The 18511-nt window shown below is 61.8% G+C and carries 13 protein-coding genes; 8 read left to right on the forward strand and 5 right to left on the reverse strand.

Going from position 1 to position 18511, the window contains the following annotated elements; genetic code table 11:
- Positions 1–13 precede the first annotated feature (13 nt).
- Positions 14–1273, reverse strand: coding sequence for an ATP-binding protein (locus KUV86_RS00270; protein WP_206938594.1), 1260 nt, complete (start codon positions 1271–1273; stop codon positions 14–16).
- A 334-nt stretch (positions 1274–1607) separates the two neighbouring features.
- Here KUV86_RS00270 and KUV86_RS00275 point away from each other — a divergent pair, with 334 nt between their 5' ends.
- Both KUV86_RS00275 and KUV86_RS00280 read left to right on the forward strand, forming a co-directional pair.
- Positions 1608–2954 carry an efflux RND transporter periplasmic adaptor subunit gene (locus KUV86_RS00275; protein ID WP_222483234.1) on the forward strand — a complete coding sequence of 449 codons (1347 nt, stop codon included), beginning with the start codon at positions 1608–1610 and terminating at the stop codon, positions 2952–2954.
- Positions 2951–6112 (forward strand): efflux RND transporter permease subunit, encoded by a 3162-nt coding sequence (locus tag KUV86_RS00280; RefSeq protein WP_315900948.1) that lies wholly within the window; start codon positions 2951–2953, stop codon positions 6110–6112. Before KUV86_RS00275 ends, KUV86_RS00280 begins: the two co-directional genes overlap by 4 nt.
- A 189-nt stretch (positions 6113–6301) precedes the next feature.
- On the opposite strand, the gene KUV86_RS00285 is transcribed toward KUV86_RS00280, so the two are convergent.
- From KUV86_RS00285 to KUV86_RS00295, 3 genes are all read right to left on the reverse strand, one after another.
- Positions 6302–7852, reverse strand: coding sequence for an alkaline phosphatase D family protein (locus tag KUV86_RS00285; RefSeq protein ID WP_222483235.1), 1551 nt, complete (start codon positions 7850–7852; stop codon positions 6302–6304).
- 579 nt (positions 7853–8431) lie between these two features.
- Positions 8432–9469, reverse strand: coding sequence for an aromatic ring-hydroxylating dioxygenase subunit alpha (locus KUV86_RS00290; protein WP_206938599.1), 1038 nt, complete (start codon positions 9467–9469; stop codon positions 8432–8434).
- Positions 9470–9547: 78 nt separating this feature from the next.
- Complete coding sequence (locus tag KUV86_RS00295; RefSeq protein WP_222483236.1) at positions 9548–10522, reverse strand: PDR/VanB family oxidoreductase; 975 nt, start codon at positions 10520–10522, stop codon at positions 9548–9550.
- 275 nt (positions 10523–10797) lie between these two features.
- On the opposite strand from KUV86_RS00295, the gene KUV86_RS00300 reads away from it, so the two are divergent.
- The 3 genes from KUV86_RS00300 (at position 10798) to KUV86_RS00310 (ending at position 14317) form a co-directional block, all read left to right on the forward strand.
- Positions 10798–11706, forward strand: coding sequence for a LysR family transcriptional regulator (locus KUV86_RS00300; protein ID WP_222483237.1), 909 nt, complete (start codon positions 10798–10800; stop codon positions 11704–11706).
- Between the two features lie 240 nt (positions 11707–11946).
- Positions 11947–13536, forward strand: coding sequence for a peptide chain release factor 3 (locus KUV86_RS00305; RefSeq protein WP_206938603.1), 1590 nt, complete (start codon positions 11947–11949; stop codon positions 13534–13536).
- Position 13537: 1 nt separating this feature from the next.
- Entirely contained in the window at positions 13538–14317 is a 780-nt protein-coding gene (locus tag KUV86_RS00310) for a TatD family hydrolase (RefSeq protein ID WP_222483238.1), read from the forward strand.
- A gap of 28 nt (positions 14318–14345) precedes the next feature.
- Here KUV86_RS00310 and KUV86_RS00315 read toward each other — a convergent pair whose 3' ends face one another.
- Positions 14346–15374, reverse strand: coding sequence for a YgfZ/GcvT domain-containing protein (locus KUV86_RS00315; RefSeq protein WP_222483239.1), 1029 nt, complete (start codon positions 15372–15374; stop codon positions 14346–14348).
- A 243-nt stretch (positions 15375–15617) separates the two neighbouring features.
- On the opposite strand from KUV86_RS00315, the gene KUV86_RS00320 reads away from it, so the two are divergent.
- The 3 genes from KUV86_RS00320 to uvrB all read left to right on the forward strand — a co-directional run bounded on the left by KUV86_RS00320 (position 15618) and on the right by uvrB (position 18437).
- Positions 15618–15815 carry a hypothetical protein gene (locus KUV86_RS00320; protein ID WP_206938615.1) on the forward strand — a complete coding sequence of 66 codons (198 nt, stop codon included), beginning with the start codon at positions 15618–15620 and terminating at the stop codon, positions 15813–15815.
- The gene (locus KUV86_RS00325; protein ID WP_222163843.1) at positions 15815–16222 is read left to right on the forward strand and encodes an OsmC family protein; all 408 of its coding nucleotides are present in this window, start codon (positions 15815–15817) and stop codon (positions 16220–16222) included. Before KUV86_RS00320 ends, KUV86_RS00325 begins: the two co-directional genes overlap by 1 nt.
- 184 nt (positions 16223–16406) lie before the next feature.
- Positions 16407–18437 carry an excinuclease ABC subunit UvrB gene (gene uvrB, locus KUV86_RS00330; RefSeq protein ID WP_222163842.1) on the forward strand — a complete coding sequence of 677 codons (2031 nt, stop codon included), beginning with the start codon at positions 16407–16409 and terminating at the stop codon, positions 18435–18437.
- Positions 18438–18511 lie beyond the last annotated feature (74 nt).

An 18511-nucleotide genomic window follows, 5' to 3' on the forward strand; every position in this document is an offset into this window, starting at 1 on the left:
CTATCGGGGAGACTCAGCTGACGCGGGGCAGTGACACCTCGGTCAAGGTGCCGCCTTCGGGGTGATTATACAGACTGACGCCACCGCCGAAGCGATTGATGGTGGCATGGGTAAGAAAGAGTCCAATACCAAGTCCCTTGCTCTTGGTAGAGACGAAGGTGTCGCCCAGCTGATCGGCAATCGACATGGGAATGCCCGGACCGTGGTCGCGAATGTCGATGACGACCTGATCCGCCGTCCAGTCGAGCTGGATCGCGATGTCGTCCGGTCGTGCATCAGCCGCATTGTTCAGCAGGTTGGTCAGCGCCTGGTCCAGGGTGGTATCGACGGCAATCATCGGTTGTCCCCGGCGTCGCGAAACACTGACTTCATGGGTGACATCCGGCCGCAGGACACGCCAGCGATCGATCACCCCTTCAAGCCAGGTCCTGGCATCGAGTCGTTTGGGCTCATCCTTGCGTTGCAGGTCGGCGCTGTCGACGAGATGGCGCAGGCGGGCCTTGCAGGTATCGACCTGCTGGCGCAGCAGGTCGATATCCTCCACCAGGCGTGGATGGTCGGCATGTTCACTCTTCAATTCGGACAGCACGACCGCCATGGTCGACAGTGGAGTGCCCAGCTCGTGGGCGGTGCCAGCGGCCTGTGTTGCCACGGCCAGCACCTGTTCGGAGCGCAGCGCGGCCTCCCGAGTTCGGGCCAGGGCCTGCTCACGATGGCGCAGTGCGTGGGCCATCTTGTAGATGAAGAAGGTGACCAGACCGGCAGACAGGAAGAAATTGAGCCACATGCCGAGCACATGCAGGTTCACGCTCGAGGCATAGTGAGAGCCCAGCTGCGGTACGGGGTGATAGACCACCATCAGCGCGCTGTAGCAGGCCATGGCAGTGATGGCCAGAATCCAGGCATGACGCCAGGGCAAGGTGGCGGCGGCGATGGTTACCGGTACCAGATAGTAGGTGATAAAGGGATTGGTGGCCCCACCAGTGAAGTAGAACAACAGCGTCAGGCCGGCGACGTCCAGCAGCAGGTGGAGTAGATACTCGTGGTGGCTGACATCCCGCGGGCGGCCGAGTCGCCACCAGGTGGCGATGTTGATGACGCCCATGGCCACAATCACGGCGATGACGGCAGGGACATCCAGGGCGAAGTCCAGCAGCTCGATACCCACGATGATGGCCACCAGGAAGCCGGTCCAGGTGATTCCCCGCACGAAGGTCAGGCGAACCAGATTACGGTTTGGCGTCGATAGGGGTAGCGGAAGTGCGGCTTGCATGATGTCTCCCTCATTAAGTGGCGGCATGATACCGCATCGCGCAATGGACCGTCGTATGTCTCGAGCTTGCTTGCCGAGATCAAGAGCTTTGGAGCCTGGCGATTGCGTTGTCACCCCAGCTGAGCAACAGTGGCAAGCTGATGTGGCGGCAGCGCTGAGGCCGCGTCGCTGGCCTGGGCAGGCGGAACACCACTGGTAGCGCAATGTCGGCAACGCAACGACAGCGCTTGCAGGATTTTCGGTAGCGCAGACATCGCGCTGGTGCGGACATCGACGGAACTCACGCTTGGCCAAGCCAGCGGCCGTTGATGCTAGAACAAGGGACTGGATGTACATGTTGAAGCGACTGTTACCGCTGTTGATTCTGGGGCTGGGGATCGGAGGATTTCTGCTGCTCAAGGCGACCCGGCCGACGCCGCCGCCGGTGACGGTTGCAGAGCGGGAATGGCCAGTATCGGCAATGACGCTTTCTCTGGGGCGCCACACGCCCAGACTGGCGCTGTATGGGGAAGTGGTCGCGCCCGACCGGGTCGAGCTGATGGCTTCCCTGGATGGGCATATTGCCGAGCGCCCTGTGCGCGAGGGCGAACACGTGGCCGAGGGTGATTTGCTGGTGGCGCTGGCTGACGAGGATGTCGATCCGGTGGTGGCGCGGGCGGAGTCTGAGGTGGCGCGACTGGACGCGGAGGTGGCGGCCGAGCAGGTTCGCTTCGACAGCGACGGCAAGGCGCTGGCTCGGGAGCAGGAGCTGCTGAACAATGCCAGAAGCCAGCTTGAACGCATGCGATCCCTGGTCAACCGAAACCTGGCCTCCCGTGCTGAGCTGGACGCCGATGAAAATGACATTGCCCGCGCTCAGGTCACTCTGGTGAGTCGTCAAGGCGAGCTTGACGGTCATCCGGCTAGGCTTGCCAGCCTGGAAGCACAGCGACGCCAGGCACAGGCTGCCTTATCAGAGGCGCGTCGAGACGCCAGGCGGGCCAGGGTCCAGGCACCCTTTGCAGGGATAGTCAGTCAGGTCCAGATTGCCCCTGGGGACCGTGTCCGCGATGGAGACCCGTTGCTCGAATTGATACCCCTTGCTGGCCTCGAGGTGAGGGCGAGGGTGCCTCGTGGTGTGCAGGCGGAGTTGATGACAGGTCTCGACCAGGGCGTCGACGTCTACGCCTTCGACGATGAAGGGGGGCGCTATCGGCTAAGGGCCTTGTCCGGTCAGGGAGATCCTGCCGGTACGGAAGCCATCTTCGAGGCGCTGCCGTCGACGCCACGTCTGCGTCCTGGGGCATTGGTGTCGCTGTTCGTCGAGCGTCCGGCGGTTGCTGACAGCGCCTTGATCCCGTTCAGCGCCGTGTATGGGGCGGACCGTGTCTATGTGATCGAGCAAGGCCGCCTGGTCCCCATCAGCGTGACCCGGCACGGCGAAGCGCCGGGGCCGGGCGGTGGCTCCTGGATGATCATCAGCGGTGAGGGCCTGGCCGATGGACAACGCTTGGCCACGACTCACCTGCCCAATGCCATCGAAGGACTGCGGGTGACGGATCTGTCTTCCCGTGAGTCCGAATCAACCTCCCAGCCGCCAGCCCAGCGTCAATCTCAGACCCAGACTCCGTCACAGGAGCAGAGTACCACCGACACGGCCACGGTCGCCGACACCGCATCCATCGAGGAGGACGCGCCGTGAGCAACGACCCACGGTCCTCGGGTGTCATCGGTTTCTTCACTCGTCATCGGGTCGCCGCCAACCTGGTGATGGTGGTCATGCTGATGGGTGGGGTGCTTGGGCTGAGCCGGATGAACATCCAGTTCTTTCCGGACTTTGCCCTGGACATCGTGTCGGTACAGACGGTCTACACCGGTGCCTCGGCCGAGGACGTCGAGCAGGGCATCACGATCCCGCTAGAGCAGCGGCTGCGCAACCTTGATGGACTCAAGCGAATGACGTCGACCTCCGCCCAGGGGGTGTCGAGCATAACTCTGGAGTTCTACGAGGGGACCGACCCGGTGCTGGCGCTGGACGATGTACGCGAGCAGGTTGACGGCTTCGATAACTTGCCGAGTGCTGCAGAAGAGCCCCGGGTGGCCCGGGCCAAGGAGTATGAGCCGGTCGCCCGCCTGCTGGTGTCTGGTGACGTGGATGCGCAGGCGCTGCGGAGCCTGGCAAGGCGCTTCGAGGACGAGCTGCTGGCGGCGGGTATCGATCGGGTGGTCCTCGATGGCATGCCTGAGCAGCAGATCAGTGTGCAGGTGCCTGTGGAGCGTCTGGGGCAGCTTGACTTGACGCTGCCGGAGGTGGCCCAGCGTCTCGATGGTATGTCCGTTGACCTGCCGGCGGGACTTCTCGGCAGCCAGGACGGCGAGCGGGAATTACGTGCGGTGCAGCAGCGCCGTGATGCCCAGGAGTTTGCCGATATCGCGGTGCGTGGCGGACAACGCGTGCGCCTGGCACTGGGAGATATCGCCTTTATCCGTCAGGAAGATCGTCCCCGGCAGATGGCCATGCAGTATGCAGGGCGACCTGCGATCGAGCTGGTGCTGCAGCGCTCCGAGAGCGGCAACTCGCTGGAGGCCGCCACCACGCTGCAGCAATGGCTGGACACCACTCGGCCCAATCTGCCCCAGAGCATCAAGCTGGATGTCTACGATGAGAGCTGGCAGTTCCTCTCCGAACGTATTGGGCTGTTGATCAACAATGGTCTGGGCGGCCTGGTCCTGGTCCTGGGCCTGCTCTATCTATTTCTTCCCGCCAGGGTGGCCCTGTGGGTCGCCATTGGCATTCCGACGGCGTTTCTTGGCGCCATGGCCGTGTTCTGGCTGATCGGTGGATCCGTCAACATGATGTCACTGTTTGCGCTGATCATGGCGCTGGGGGTGATCGTGGATGATGCCATCGTCGTCGGTGAGGACGCTGATGCCCACTTCCGGGCCGGTGAACCCGCGCGGCTGGCCTCATCGGGGGCCGCTAACCGCATGTTATGGCCGGTGGTCGCCTCATCCTTGACCACCGTAGCAGCCTTCATGCCACTGCTGATGGTGGGGGGCATCATCGGCAATATCCTGCGCGATATCCCGGTGGTCATGATCTGCGTTCTGGTGGCCTCGTTGCTGGAGTGTTTCGTGGTGCTCCCGGCCCATCTTCGAAATGCCTTTGGCGCGACTGCCGAGAAGGCTGGCGAGGGGTGGCTTAACCGCCTTAGGGCGCGGTTCGATCGTGGCTTCGATCGTTTTCGAGAGGGGCCGTTTCGGCGCTTCTCCCAGACGACGCTGCGCCATCGGGCCGTGACCCTCTCTGCCGCCACCGCCCTGGTGATACTCACGATTGGTCTGCTGGCAGGGGGACGCCTCGCCTTCAACTTCTTTCCCGCCCCGGAACCCAGTGTGCTGTATGCCAACCTCAGTTTTGTGACGGGTACCGCCAGGGATCAGGTGGAGGAATATCTGGAGGACATGGTCGACGCCCTCGACGACACCGAGCAAGCGCTCGGCGGGAATCTGGTCAAACACGCCGTGGTGCGCATTGGCAGCACCCTTGCGGTGGACGGTAGCGGTCGTACGGGGGATAACGTCGGCAGCATTCTGGTGGAGCTGGTGCCATCGGATCAGCGAGATGTGCGCAACCTGGCCTTCATTCGTGCCTGGCGTGAACGGCTGACAGAACGTCCTGGGCTGGATACCCTGACCATCGTCGAGCAGACCAGTGGTCCGCCCGGCAAGGACGTCAACGTTCGCCTGACCGGTGAATCTGCCGAGGAGCTCAAGCGCGCGGCCGAGTCGCTGGCGCTGAGCCTGGAACAGATACCCGGCGTGCTGGAGCCCGAGGATGACATGCCCTGGGGGCGCGAGCAGCTGATCTACTCCGTCAACGACTATGGCCAGGCCTTGGGCCTTTCGACACGGGAGCTGGGGGATCAGCTGCGGGCTGCCTTCGACGGGGTGCTGGTTCAGACCTATCAGGACGGTGCCGATGAAATCGAAGTCAGGGTGCTGTTGCCGAAGCAGCAGCGTGATCACCTGGCAACGCTACCGCGGCTGATGATTCGGGTTGATGATGGACGTCTGGTGCCCCTGGACCAGGTCATGACGCTGAAGCACCGGCAGGGTTTCGAGGCGCTGAGGCATGCGGATGGTCAGTTGGCCATCGAGGTAGGGGCCGATCTCGACAGCGAAGTCACCAACACCGAGGAAGTGATTGCGGCGCTTGAGGCGTCGGTGCTCCCGGCGCTGTCTGAACGCTACCACCTGCGCTACAGCTACGAGGGCTTGGCCGCGGACCAGCGGGAGACCTTTGCGGATATGCAGACCGGGCTGATCATCGGTCTTGGCCTCATGTACGTGGTGCTGACCTGGGTGTTCGCGTCCTGGAGCCTGCCCCTGATCGTGATGGCAACGATTCCGCTGGCGCTGACCGGTGCGCTGCTGGGTCACTGGTTCATGGGGCTCGACCTGACGATCCTGTCGATCTTCGGCCTGTTTGGACTGTCCGGCATTGTCGTCAACAACGCCATCATTCTGGTCGCGTTCTATCGCATTCAGCGAGAAAAAGGGCTTGGCATCGACGCGGCGTTGAACGAGGCGGTAGTGCAGCGGGTTCGCGCGGTCTTCCTGACCTCACTGACGACCATCGGCGGCTTGACGCCACTGCTGTTCGAGACATCGCTTCAGGCCCAGTTCCTGATTCCCATGGCGGTCACGATCGCCTTTGGCCTTGGGGTGTCGACCTTGCTGGTACTGGCGGTGATTCCAGTGCTGCTCAGCTACCTTGAGCACCTGAGAGAGTGGCTTTATGCCCGCCGCCACAGATCGCCAGGGCAGCCATCGCCAGATCAGCCACAGGAACCTTGATGCTTGATGCCCGACAGGTCAGCGATCGTCGGCATCCGATAGGGTCGTTCTGGGAAAGGTACGTGCTGGGAAAAGCAGACGGCAGGTGCACGTCCATCAAGCGGGCAGGTAATCGATTCCAGCATCACCTGCCCGCAGTCTCATCAGGCGCCTGCTCTGCGCACCTGAAAGGTGGGCTGATCCAGCGGCTTATGCCGTCTCAGGTGTCAGGACTTGCTGATGCAGGGTGGCGCCTTCCACGTCCTTGAGGGTAACGGTCAGGGCCAGGCTGTCACCGTCCAGGTCGACCTGGCCGAAGAACTGGTACCCCTCGCTTGGCGGCAGGTTGACGCGACCATCGGCGGGGGCCTTCTGGAACACCACTTGCGGCCCGAAGGTGCCGTCCAGTGTGTTGGGGCCAAAGGTGCCAGCGTGAAGCGGTCCGCTGACGAACTCCCAGAACGGGGTGAAGTGCTTGAAGCTGGCGCGCTCGGGTGCGTAATGGTGAGCGGCGGTATAGTGCACGTCGGCGGTCAGCCAGACCACATTGGTAATGCGGTGGTCGGCGATAGCCTTGAGCAAACGCGCGATCTCATGCTCACGGCCGGACGGCAACCCGTCATCTGCGTTGGCGACCGCTTCAAAGTTGTCGCCATCACCGACCACCAGGCCTACTGGCATGTCCGAGGCAATGATCTTCCAGGTGGCCGTGGACGCCTTCAATGCCTCGATCAGCTCATCCACCTGGCGCTGCCCCATCAAGGCCGATGCCGGGTCCGTGGCGGCCTGCTGATTGGTGCTGTTGGCGGCGCGATGGGTGCGCATGTCGAGCATGAACATCTCGAGCTCTGGCCCATAGTGGAAACGCCGGCGGATCATCTCCGGGGCTTCTGGCCGCTGACGAATCGGCATGTGTTCCAGGAAGGCACGACGCGCTCGTGCCGCCAGCAGGGAGACGTTCTTTTCGCTGTAGCGGGGATCATCCAGGATTTCCCCGGGGTACCAGTTGTTTACCGTCTCGTGATCATCCCATTGGGCAAACATCGGCACCCGTGCATTGAAGCGCTTGAGGTTGTCATCCAGCAGGTTGTAGACATACTGGCCGCGGTACTCTTCCAGGGTCTCGGCAACCTTGCTCTTGGCTTCGGTCATGCGATTGCGCCAGACGCTACCGTCTTCCAGATTGACCGTTTCCTCGAGCGGGCCGTCGGCGTAGATAGTGTCCCCGGAGTGCAGGAAGAAGTCCGGAGACTGCTTGAGCATGGTGTCGTAGATGCGCATGCCGCCCCGTGACTCATCGATGCCCCAGCCCTGACCGACGGTATCCCCGGACCACACGAAGCGCACCGAGCGTGGGCGCTGGCCTGGCATGACCAATCGGCCCACTGTGGGCTCGCTCAGGGCTCGGGCATCGCCGAGCGCTGCGTAGCGCACGCGGTAATGCACTTCTTCCATGTCGCCCAGCCCGGTGATATCCAGCTTCGTGGTCAGGCCACTGGTGGGCAGGGCGGTAGGACCCTGTAACGTGCGGGCGTTGGCAAATGTCGGGTTGTCCGCGATCTCCACCAGCATCTGGGCGGGACGGTCTACACGGGACCAGAGAATGGCGCGGTCCTGGGTAACATCGCCGGTCATCACCCCTGAGGTCAGCAGGGGGCGGCGTGCCTCGGCTAGCACAATGCCTGGTGCTGCGGTCATCAATCCTAGTCCCGCGCCGGCCTTGAGGCCTAGGCCGAGAAACTGGCGTCGTGTGGTAAACATGGGGCTCTCCTTGTCATACGGTCCGGGGGATGCTGTCGTCAGCGGGCAGAGGTCGCGACAGGGGGCTATCGACAGGGGGCTTTCGACAGGGGCTATTGATAGGGGCTATCGAGAGAAACTACCGATAGGGACTATCAAGAGACGTTGTCGACTTCCCAGATCAGGTGCCTGGCGTGGGCAATCGGTTGCGTATCAGGGTGGCGACCTGAGGCGGCAACCCGTCTTAAGCGTTGCTGCTCAGAGCCCTTCTGTTTTGTCCCCTCTGTGCTGCTCACTGATTGGACGTGCAGCCAGGCGTGGATAGCGTGGCCTGGATAGCGTGGAGTGGGTCAAACCGAGCGCTGACGACGGGAAATAGTGTCGTGCCGGCGCGTGACAAACTGATCGCAGAGATATGTCACTACGGTGTCTGGTGCCCGTGGCGATGACAGTACCGTTAGTCGGTGGCGTCCAAGGGAGGCTTCCGAAGGAGGCTTGCGTGCAGGCGCTAACCGCCGGCGCCACCCGGCAGACGAGGCTCCCGGGTGGCGCTGGTGGGTGTACGCGCCCGTGAGCGGGCGCCATGGCAGCGATGAAGGATCAGGCAGAGTCGGTGGGTTGTTCTGCCGCGACCCGGCGCTCGACCATCTTGCGGATCCTGGCAGGGGCGTTGTCGATACCCAGACGGACTCGCTCGCGAATGCCGGTGCGATCCTGTTCCTTCTGAATTTCCTCAAGAATGTCGAGGTCCTCGTTGAAGGTCAGGGTCATCAAGTGCTCCACGTCGCGATCTACGTCGTCGTTGGTGGGGTGATAGTTGCGCACGTGCAGCCAGAAGTAGTGGGTGGTCGAGTCGCTTTCAGGCGTCAGGAAATTGAAACTGTAGGAGCGTAGTCCCTTGTCCTTGTTGTCCTCGGTAGGTTCGACGCCGGTATCGATGCCGCCGAAATCGACGTAGGACACCGACGGCATGTGCAGGTAATAGTACTGCCAGCGGTCGGTATTCCCCTTGAAGTTACCCATCTTTTCAAACAGCGGTACTGGCGGCTCATCCTTGATCCAGCGGTAGGCCAGCACGTGGCTGTCACCCTGTTCTACCTTGACGCTGACGTCGCTGGCGCTGGCACCACCAATAGTACGCTTGTGCACATAGGTCGTATGGGCTGGATCCACCAGGTTGTCGGTGATGTTCAGATAGTTCGACTTGAAGTGCAGATACTGGCCATCCACCAGTCCCCAGCCGTCTTCACCGTAGTGGGGCACCTCCACAATCTGCGAGGGGTCGGCAAGCTCTGGTTCACCCATCCAGATCCATACGGCGTTGTAGCGTTCCACGACCGGGAAGGCTCGCACCTTGGCGCTGGGCGGAATATTGGGCTGTCCAGGGATGCGCGAACACTTGCCTGTGCAGTCGAACATCATGCCGTGGTAACCACATTCGACCTCGTCGCCTTTCAACTCGCCCAACGATAGTGGCGCCAGCTTGTGAGGGCAGCTGTCGAGAAGGGCGGCGGGTTCGCCGTTCTCGCGGCGATACATGACCACGGGTTCATTGAGAATGGTGCGTGGCAGTAGCTTGCGCTGCACTTCTTCGCTCCAGGCGGCGACGTACCAGGCATTGCGAATGAATTGAGCCATGGTGTTTCTCCTCTCTTGTTATTCGGTCGTGTTTTTCGGTGGTATCTACTCGATGGGGCTATCAATGGATCAAGGGGGTTACGCTTTGAGTGACAGACTGGGGGTTGTGGATCGCGATACGCAGATGCACATGGAACTATTTGACTCGTGGTCTTCTTCGCTCAGGCAGTAGTCGCGGTGCTCTGGGGTGCCGTCGATGACGTCCACCGCGCAGACCCCGCACTCACCGCGATTGCAGTCGTACAAGGGGTCCAGGCCGGCGGCGATCATCACTTCGAGAATGGTCTTGTCGGGCGGCACCTCGAGGGTCATGCCGGATTCGGTCAGTTCAACCTGGAAGCCGGTGTCACCTGTCTGCTGTGCGGTACTCGCAAACAGTTCAAAATGCACCTGTTCCGCTTCCCAACCGTTGGCCTTGGCCGTTGCAATGACGGCGTCGATCAGTCCGCGAGGGCCACAGACATAGAGGTGCTTGCCGGGGGCTGGGGGGCCCATCAGGGTAGCGAGCTGCAGGCCTTTGCTCGGGTCTCCACCGTCGAAGCACAGGTGAGCATGCTGTCCGCACAGGCTTTCGATATGTGCTCGATAGGCCATAAGCCCCGGCGCTCGAGCGCCGACATGCATCTCATAAGAAGCGCCCTGTGCCTGCAACTGTGTGGCCATCGAGAGTATGGGGGTGATACCGATGCCGCCGGCGATCAGGACGTGGTGCGTGCCATCCTGTGCCAGAGGGAAGTCGTTGCGTGGACAGGATGCGCCAACAGTGACACCTTCCTTCAAACCATGCATGTAGGCGGAACCGCCGCGGCTTTCTGGCTCCAGCTGCACGGCAATCTCGTAGTGAGAGGTGGGATCCTGGCTATTGACCAGGGAGTAGGCACGCTCATCTCGGCTGCCGTCAGCTAGCTGGACCTCTACTTTCAGGTGTGCGCCGGGAGTGAAGGCTGGCAGCGCCTGGCCGTCAGGGGATACCAGCTCGAAGGCTTTGATGGTGGGGGTCAGCTGGCGAATCCGGCGTACGGTCAGTGTGAGGCGAGTCTCTGCGGTTGGCATTATTGTTTCCTCTCTTGGCATCACGGCTGACTCCACTGTAGGAAGCCCCGACCACGAGAAAAACGCGGATATTGGAGAAAATAATTGCGTCGATGGGATAGTGGCTGGAGTCGTGTCTGAGATGGCCCTCAAGAGAGCCCTTAAGAGAGCCCTTAAGAGAGCCCCGCAGGAGACAAGGCGTCAGCTGAGCGACGGTTTTGCTGGCGCTGAGCAAGGTGACGATAGCCAGGATCGGCTCTAATCGTGGGTGTCCATGGAACAAGGAAGCGAGCGTCATGACCTACCCGAATGCCAACAGCATGCTGTGGTTCGCCTGCATCGTGGATCTAGGAAGCTTCGGGCAAGCCTCTGAGCGGCTCGGAATACCCTCCAGCACCTTGAGTCGCAAGTTGAGGGAGCTGGAACGCAACCTGGGGATACGGCTGCTGGAGCGCACTACTCGGCGTATGCACCTGACCGAGGCCGGCGCGGTGTTCTATCAACACTGTGTGGCCATGCGGCGGGAAGTCGAAGATGCACAGCTGGCCGTGGGCCAGCTGCAGTCGACCCCGAGTGGTGTGCTGAAGGTGGCGTCGCTCTACACCTTTGGTTCTCAGTACCTGGCGCCGCTGTTGGGAGGTTTTCTGCAGCAGTATCCAGATATCCGCCTGCAACTGACCTTGAACGATACCTCGGTGGACCTGCTTGCCGAGGGAACGGATATCGCGCTTCATGTGGGGCCGGTGGAGCAGGGGGGCTATCGCTTTCGCAAACTGGGTGAAGCAGTGATGCGGCTCTACGCAAGCCCCACGTATCTGGACCGTCATGGACGGCCTAGACACCCGGACGAACTGGTCAACCACGTAACGCTTGCCCAGTCGCCCAACCCCGAGAGAGAGCGGGTGGTGTGGCAGCTCTGGCAGCCGGAGCATGAAGCCCTGCGTGTGCAGCTAAGGCCTGCGCTGGTCTCCAATGAACCGCTGTCGGCGCTGAACACTGCTCTTGGGGGGCATGGTATCTATTTTGGGACCTCGCTGATGGCCAGGCCCCACCTCGCGGAAGGGGCCCTGGAGGCCGTACTGCCGTCCTGGCGTGGCCCGACGCTGGAATTTCACGCGGTGTTTCCCAGTCGTAGTGGGCTGCCACCCAAGGTGCGCGTGTTTATTGACTATCTGGCGGAGCATATAGAGGAGAGTCTGGCCTAGGGCTCGTCTGAAAAGTGCCTGCGCCTAGCTCCTGGGCGTTTTCGGCCAACTCAAGGGAAACTGGACTGGCCCGTGGAGGTTTCCCGGATATCCATTCAGGCTCAGGCTGGGGAGGGGCGGCAGCGAATGTCCCGTCCGGGTGGATGCAGGCAGGGGCCTCGTCGCGGTATCATGGCGACTTTGCACACGGCGCCTAAGTGCCCGTGTCCCCACTCGACGAGCAAGCAGGCGTAAGTCTTCATGTCCAACCCCAAGCAGGCCCAGGAAACCGGGCTTCGGCGTACCTTTGCCATCATCAGTCACCCGGATGCGGGTAAGACCACCATCACCGAAAAAATGCTGCTGTTCGGAAATGCCATCCAGATGGCGGGGTCGGTGAAGAGCAAGCGTGATGATCGTCATGCCACCTCGGACTGGATGAAAATGGAGCAGGAGCGGGGGATCTCGGTGACGACCTCGGTCATGCAGTTCCCCTATGGCGGACGCATGGTCAACCTGCTCGACACTCCCGGGCACGAAGACTTCTCTGAAGATACCTATCGCACCCTGACCGCGGTGGACTCTGCCCTGATGGTCATCGATGGCGCCAAGGGGGTCGAGGATCGCACCATCAAGCTGATGGAGGTCTGCCGCCTGCGTACCACCCCGATCCTGACCTTCGTCAACAAGATGGACCGCGATATCCGTGATCCCATCGAGGTGATGGATGAGGTCGAGACCGTGCTGAACATCCAGTGCGCGCCCATGACCTGGCCGATCGGGATGGGGCGCCAGTTCAAGGGCGTCTATCACCTCTACAATGATGTCATTCACCTCTACACCCAGGGGCAGGGCAACCGAATCCCCGATGACAAGCGCATCGAGGGATTGGACAGCCCCGAGGTCGACGCCGTGCTCGGGGAAGATGTGGCTGAAGAACTGCGCATGGAGGTAGAGCTGGTGCGCGGTGCTTCCCATACGTTCGACCTTGAGGCGTACCGCCGTGGGGAGCTGACGCCGGTGTACTTTGGTACAGCGATGGGTAACTTTGGTGTGCGCGAGATGCTCGATGGCTTTGTCGAGTACGCGCCGCCGCCCCAATCGCGGGAGACCGATGTGCGCGAGGTGCCCGCGGAAGACGAGCGCTTCACTGGGTTCGTGTTCAAGATCCAGGCCAACATGGATCCCAACCACCGCGATCGCATTGCCTTCCTGCGGGTATGCTCGGGCAAGTACGAGAAGAACATGAAGATGCGCCACGTGCGTATCAAGAAGGACGTCAAGATTGCCGACGCCCTGACCTTCATGGCGGCAGACCGTGCGCATGTGGAAGAGGCCTGGCCGGGTGACATCATCGGTCTGCACAACCACGGCACGATTCAGATCGGCGATACCTTCACGCAAGGTGAGGATATGCGCTTCACCGGGATTCCGCACTTCGCACCTGAGCTGTTCAAGCGCGTGCGGCTGAAGGATCCGCTGAAGATGAAGGCCCTGCAGAAAGGCCTGCAGCAGCTGTCGGAAGAGGGGGCGACCCAGGTGTTCATGCCGGTGGACAACAATGACCTGATCCTTGGCGCGGTGGGTACCTTGCAGTTCGATGTGGTCGCCCATCGCCTGAAGGAAGAGTACAAGGTCGATTGCATCTACGAGGGCGTGAACGTCAATACGGCGCGCTGGGTCTACTGCGACGATGCCAAGATGCTTGAGGAATTCAAGCGCAAGGCTAGTGCCAACCTGGCCATCGATGGCGGTGGTTATCTCACCTATATCGCGCCGACCCGGGTCAACCTGCAGATGACCCAGGAGCGCTGGCCGGACATTCGATTCCGCGAGACCCGCGAGCACTGACATGTTGATCGACGCCCATTGTCATCTGGACAACGCGGCATTTGATCCCGATCGTGACGCTGTCCTGGCCAGGGCGCGTCACGCCGGCGTCGATCAACTGGTGGTGGCGGGCACCCATCGCCAAGGATGGCAGGCAACCCTGCAGCAGAGCCATCGCGATCGTGTGCATGTCTGTCTGGGGTTACACCCGGTGTTTCTTGCCCATCATCACCTGAGCGGTGGTGACGACGATCTGGCGGCGCTGGCACGGGCCCTGGATCAGCATCCCGAGTGTGTCGCCCTGGGTGAATGCGGTATCGATGCCCGCTTCGGCGATACTCTCGAGCAGCAGTGGCGACTGTTCGATGCCCAGCTGGCGCTGGCCAAGGAACGCGACTTGCCGGTGGTGGTGCATTGCGTGCGGGCCAATGACGAGGTGGCCAAGCGGCTGCGTCAGCTGGCGCTGCCGGCCGGTGGCGTCATTCATGCCTTTTCCGGGTCCGCGCAGCAGGCGAGCCGGTTCCTGGACCTGGGTTTCGTGCTGGGCCTGGGGGGAGCGGTGACCTATCCGCGCGCGGCGAGGCTAAGGCGGGCCGTCGTATCGCTACCTGATGACGGTTTCCTGCTGGAGAGCGACAGTCCAGACATGCCGCTATGCGGCCATCAGGGGCAGCGCAACGAGCCTGCCAGGGTGGCCCAGGTATGCGACTGCGTAGCCGAGCTGCGACGGCAGACCATCGAGCGGGTGGCAGACTGCAGCAGCGCTAACGCCCGCAGGTTGTTTCGGCTGCCACCCGGATGATGGCAGCCTCGCTGTAGGGTTCTGAGACCTAGACCAGCGTCTCCGGATCAAGCCGTTCCACCGCATAGGGCAAATGCAGCAACTTGCACTTCTGGCCCTCGGCCTCAAGCGCCATCTCCTCCGCCTTGGTGTTGAGGACGGCCAACACCTCTACCTGTGCGTAGGCATCCAAGGCGCTTGCGATGACCTCACCCTGTCGCTTTCCTTCTGCATCCAGCACGTCGGAGCCTGCAGCCGGTAATTGAGTGCCTTCAAGCTGGGCCCGGTAGAGACGCTTCTTTACCTGGCCACGGAAGTGCGCTCGGGCGACGACCTCCTGTCCGGTGTAGCAGCCTTTCTTGAAGCTGATGCCGGCCAGCCCCTCCCAGTTGAGCATCTGGGGCAAGAAGCTGTCCTGCTGGTTGGCGTCAATGAAATGCAGCCCCGCCTGAATATCCGACAGTCGCCAGACGTCATTGCCGACAATGCTGCATTGCTGCGCCAAGCGCTCGAGCAGGGACCTGGCATCTTCCTCCTGAAGCATGATGACGTAGCGATCCCGTTGGCCCGGGTGCGCCAGTACCATCAAGGTGTCCTGGGTGGCCTGATGCCATACGGCTGGCGCTTTAAGGTCACAGTCGACCTCTGCCAGCGCGGCGGCCTCCTGCCCGATCAGTCCGATCATGGCCAGATCATCCCGTTGCTCTAGGGATACCTTGTAGAAGGCGGCAAACTTGCCAAGATGGTTGGCCATTGGGGCGATCAGGCTGCGATGCATCAGCAGGCGATAGTGGTCCGGCGCCACCTGCATGAGCTGGCCATTGGCGAGCATGCGTCCCTTGGGCGTGCAGAAGCAGGTCAATGGCGCGAAGTCACAGTTGGCATGCTGGACCTGGGCACTGGTCTGCCCTTGCAGAAAAGCGCTGGCATCGGCGCCGGTGATGTCCAGAGCACCCAGGTGCACCAGCGGTGTGACCACGGTGCCGTCGAGGGCCTGTCGAGGCCCGTCGGGGGTAGTAAACTCGACCTGATCCGGGCCGCTGATATGACCGCCTAGCGCGGTGATCCAATCCGTCATGAGACCGTCCTGTCCGGCGGTAAGAAGTGGGCGCAGCATGTGAGCATCATGCATGTTATGCGCATGCGTGCAATGTGAGGGCGGACCCAGCGTTTTGCAAGCACGCGACCGCCGCCTGTCGGGACGCCGTCTTGTCCCTTCCTGTACTCGAACGGTCGAGGCCGGACGATTGCGCCGCTGTCAGTCATGGCTGCCCATGCTAAGCTTTCGGGTTCGTCCACAGCGTTCAGGAAGTGATATTCGATGGCTCAATATTCTCTTGAGTTTAAGGGCGTGGATAGCGCCGAGCAGGTCAACCAGATCACCACCGCGCTGATGATGCTCGATGGTGTCGACAGCGTAGAAGTCGGTCGGCACGGGGCCGAGGTGGAGGGGAGAGCGCGTCGAGAGGCACTGATTGAGGCGATCAAGCGCCTCAAGCTCGGCATCGAGGTGAAGTGATGACCATCCATGTCACCACCGAGAAAGACGGCAAGCTGAGGCAGCGCGTTTCCATCGAGAGCTTCGACGACATTCTGGTCGACGTGCCAGTGCCCTATGGCGGAGACGGCCTGGCACCGGACCCACACGACTACTTCGACCTGTCGTTAGGCGCTTGCAAGGCCATCACCGCCCAGATGTACGCTCGCCGCAAGGAATGGCCCCTGGAGGGGGTCAGCGTGGTGGTCACCCGCGATGAGCGCGATGAACGCAAGGGGATCTACCGGCTCGATGTGGCGATGACGTTTCACGGAGTTGCCGACGCTCAGATGCAGGCACGGCTGGAAGAGATCAGCCACAAGTGTCCCATTCATCGGCTGATGACCAGCTCCACGGTCGAGATCACCACGCGCACCCTGGCAGAGTGAGCGCGTTAGGGCGCCGCTATTGCCTGGCTTCCGCCGCACCCTGGCTTTCGGTGTACCGCTTTAAGGCACGTTGGTCATGGCAGCGATGGTGTGTAGCTAGTGTCGGAGACTTGGCGATGGTGGTGGGGCTTGAAGGATGGTCGCTTCGCCCCGACCTGTTGAATATCCCTCTGCAGGAGTCACGATGAGCAAGTCGTTCCGTCTTTCATCCAAGTTCAAGCCCGCCGGCGACCAGCCCAACGCCATCTCCGGGTTGGTCGGTGGTCTCGATGCAGGCCTGGCCCACCAGACCCTGCTGGGGGTTACCGGCTCAGGCAAGACCTTCACCATGGCCAATATCGTCGAGCGGCTCCAGCGGCCGACGATCGTCATGGCACCCAACAAGACGTTGGCCGCCCAGCTTTACGGCGAGTTCAAGGCGTTTTTCCCCGATAACGCGGTCGAGTATTTCGTCTCCTACTACGACTATTATCAGCCTGAAGCCTACGTGCCATCGTCGGACACCTTCATCGAGAAGGACGCCTCGATCAACGACCATATCGAGCAGATGCGTCTGTCCGCCACCAAGGCACTGCTGGAGCGCCGTGATGCGTTGATCGTCGTCTCGGTCTCGGCGATTTATGGCCTTGGGGACCCGGATCAGTACCTGAAGATGCGCCTGCACTTCACTCGTGGCGAGTTGATCGACCAGCGGGGGTTCCTGCGGCGTCTGGCGGAACTTCAGTACACCCGTAACGACATGGACTTCAAGCGCGGTACCTACCGGGTGAGAGGCGATGTCATCGATATCTTCCCGGCGGATGCCGAAGACGAGGCGGTCCGGGTCGAACTGTTCGATGACGAGATCGACTCGATCAGCCTGTTTGATCCGTTGACTGGTGAAGTGCGTGGCAAGGTCCCGCGCATGACCATCTATCCCAAGAGCCACTACGTGACCCCCAGGGAAACCATCCTGGCGGCGGTGGACCGGATCAAGGAAGAGCTGGTGGAGCGTCTGGCCTTCCTGCGTAAGGAAGATCGACTGGTCGAGGCTCAGCGCCTGGAGCAGCGCACGCTCTACGATATCGAGATGATGCTTGAGTTGGGCTACTGCAACGGCATCGAGAACTATTCCCGCTACCTGTCTGGAAGGAATCCCGGTGAGCCGCCGCCCACCTTCTTCGACTATCTGCCGTCCGATGCACTGCTGTTCATCGATGAGTCCCACGTGAGCGTGCCCCAGGTAGGAGGCATGTATCGGGGTGACCGCTCGCGCAAGGAAACCCTGGTGGAGTATGGCTTCCGCCTGCCCTCGGCGTTGGACAACCGTCCCATGACCTTCGAGGAGTGGGAGCGGATCTGCCCTCAGACGATCTTCGTGTCCGCGACGCCCGGCCCTTACGAGGCCGAACACGCCGGACAGGTCGTCGAGCAGGTGGTGCGACCCACTGGACTGCTGGATCCACAGATCGAGGTCAGGCCGGCGTCGACCCAGGTGGATGATCTGCTGTCCGAAATTCGGTTGCGTACCGGCGTCGGTGAAAGGGTGCTGGTCACGACCCTGACCAAGCGCATGGCAGAAGATCTGACGGAGTATCTGGACGAACATGACGTCAAGGTTCGCTACCTGCATTCCGACATCGATACGGTCGAACGGGTCGAGATCATTCGTGATCTGCGACTGGGCAAGTTCGATGTGCTGGTGGGCATCAACCTGCTGCGAGAAGGCCTCGACATACCAGAGGTGTCTCTGGTCGCCATTCTGGATGCGGACAAGGAAGGCTTCCTGCGTGCCGAGCGTTCGCTGATTCAGACGGTCGGGCGAGCCGCGCGTAACGCCAACGGCAAGGCCATCCTCTATGGCGATCGCATCACCGACTCGATGCGCAAGACCATCGACGAGACCGAGCGTCGTCGCGCCAAGCAGATGGCCCACAACGAGGAGCACGGCATCACGCCCCAGACGGTCACGCGCTCCGTGGCCGATATTCTGGAGGCTGCCCAGGCTCCCGGTAGCCGCAAGAGCAAGGGGCGGGGCAAGGATCGCAAGGTGGCCGAGCCGGAAGCCACCTACGACGTGTCCAGCCTGTCGGGGGATGAATTGCGCAAGGAAATGACGCGGGTCGAGGACGCCATGAGCGAGGCCGCTGCCAACCTCGAATTCGAAGAGGCTGCGCGTTTGCGCGATCGCTTGCACGAGTTGCGCGAGCGTCAGCTTGCCCTGGGGGCGATGTAGGGCAGCCTGCGGGGCCGGCATGATGGCGAGGGATGAGGCGACGCTGTCGCCTGCCGTTGGCAGGTAGCGCCCCT

This window comes from Halomonas sp. DP8Y7-3 (assembly GCF_019801675.1).
In the GTDB taxonomy this organism is placed as follows: Bacteria; Pseudomonadota; Gammaproteobacteria; order Pseudomonadales; family Halomonadaceae; genus Halomonas; species Halomonas litopenaei_A.

Coding starts and splice junctions, on each gene's coding strand:
- KUV86_RS00270 (WP_206938594.1), bottom strand. CDS start 1,273: ATGCAAGCCGCACTTCCGCTACCCCTATCGACGCCAAACCGTAATCTG.
- KUV86_RS00275 (WP_222483234.1), top strand. CDS start 1,608: ATGTTGAAGCGACTGTTACCGCTGTTGATTCTGGGGCTGGGGATCGGA.
- KUV86_RS00285 (WP_222483235.1), bottom strand. CDS start 7,852: ATGTTTACCACACGACGCCAGTTTCTCGGCCTAGGCCTCAAGGCCGGC.
- KUV86_RS00290 (WP_206938599.1), bottom strand. CDS start 9,469: ATGGCTCAATTCATTCGCAATGCCTGGTACGTCGCCGCCTGGAGCGAA.
- KUV86_RS00295 (WP_222483236.1), bottom strand. CDS start 10,522: ATGCCAACCGCAGAGACTCGCCTCACACTGACCGTACGCCGGATTCGC.
- KUV86_RS00300 (WP_222483237.1), top strand. CDS start 10,798: ATGACCTACCCGAATGCCAACAGCATGCTGTGGTTCGCCTGCATCGTG.
- KUV86_RS00305 (WP_206938603.1), top strand. CDS start 11,947: ATGTCCAACCCCAAGCAGGCCCAGGAAACCGGGCTTCGGCGTACCTTT.
- KUV86_RS00310 (WP_222483238.1), top strand. CDS start 13,538: ATGTTGATCGACGCCCATTGTCATCTGGACAACGCGGCATTTGATCCC.
- KUV86_RS00315 (WP_222483239.1), bottom strand. CDS start 15,374: ATGACGGATTGGATCACCGCGCTAGGCGGTCATATCAGCGGCCCGGAT.
- KUV86_RS00320 (WP_206938615.1), top strand. CDS start 15,618: ATGGCTCAATATTCTCTTGAGTTTAAGGGCGTGGATAGCGCCGAGCAG.
- KUV86_RS00325 (WP_222163843.1), top strand. CDS start 15,815: ATGACCATCCATGTCACCACCGAGAAAGACGGCAAGCTGAGGCAGCGC.
- uvrB (WP_222163842.1), top strand. CDS start 16,407: ATGAGCAAGTCGTTCCGTCTTTCATCCAAGTTCAAGCCCGCCGGCGAC.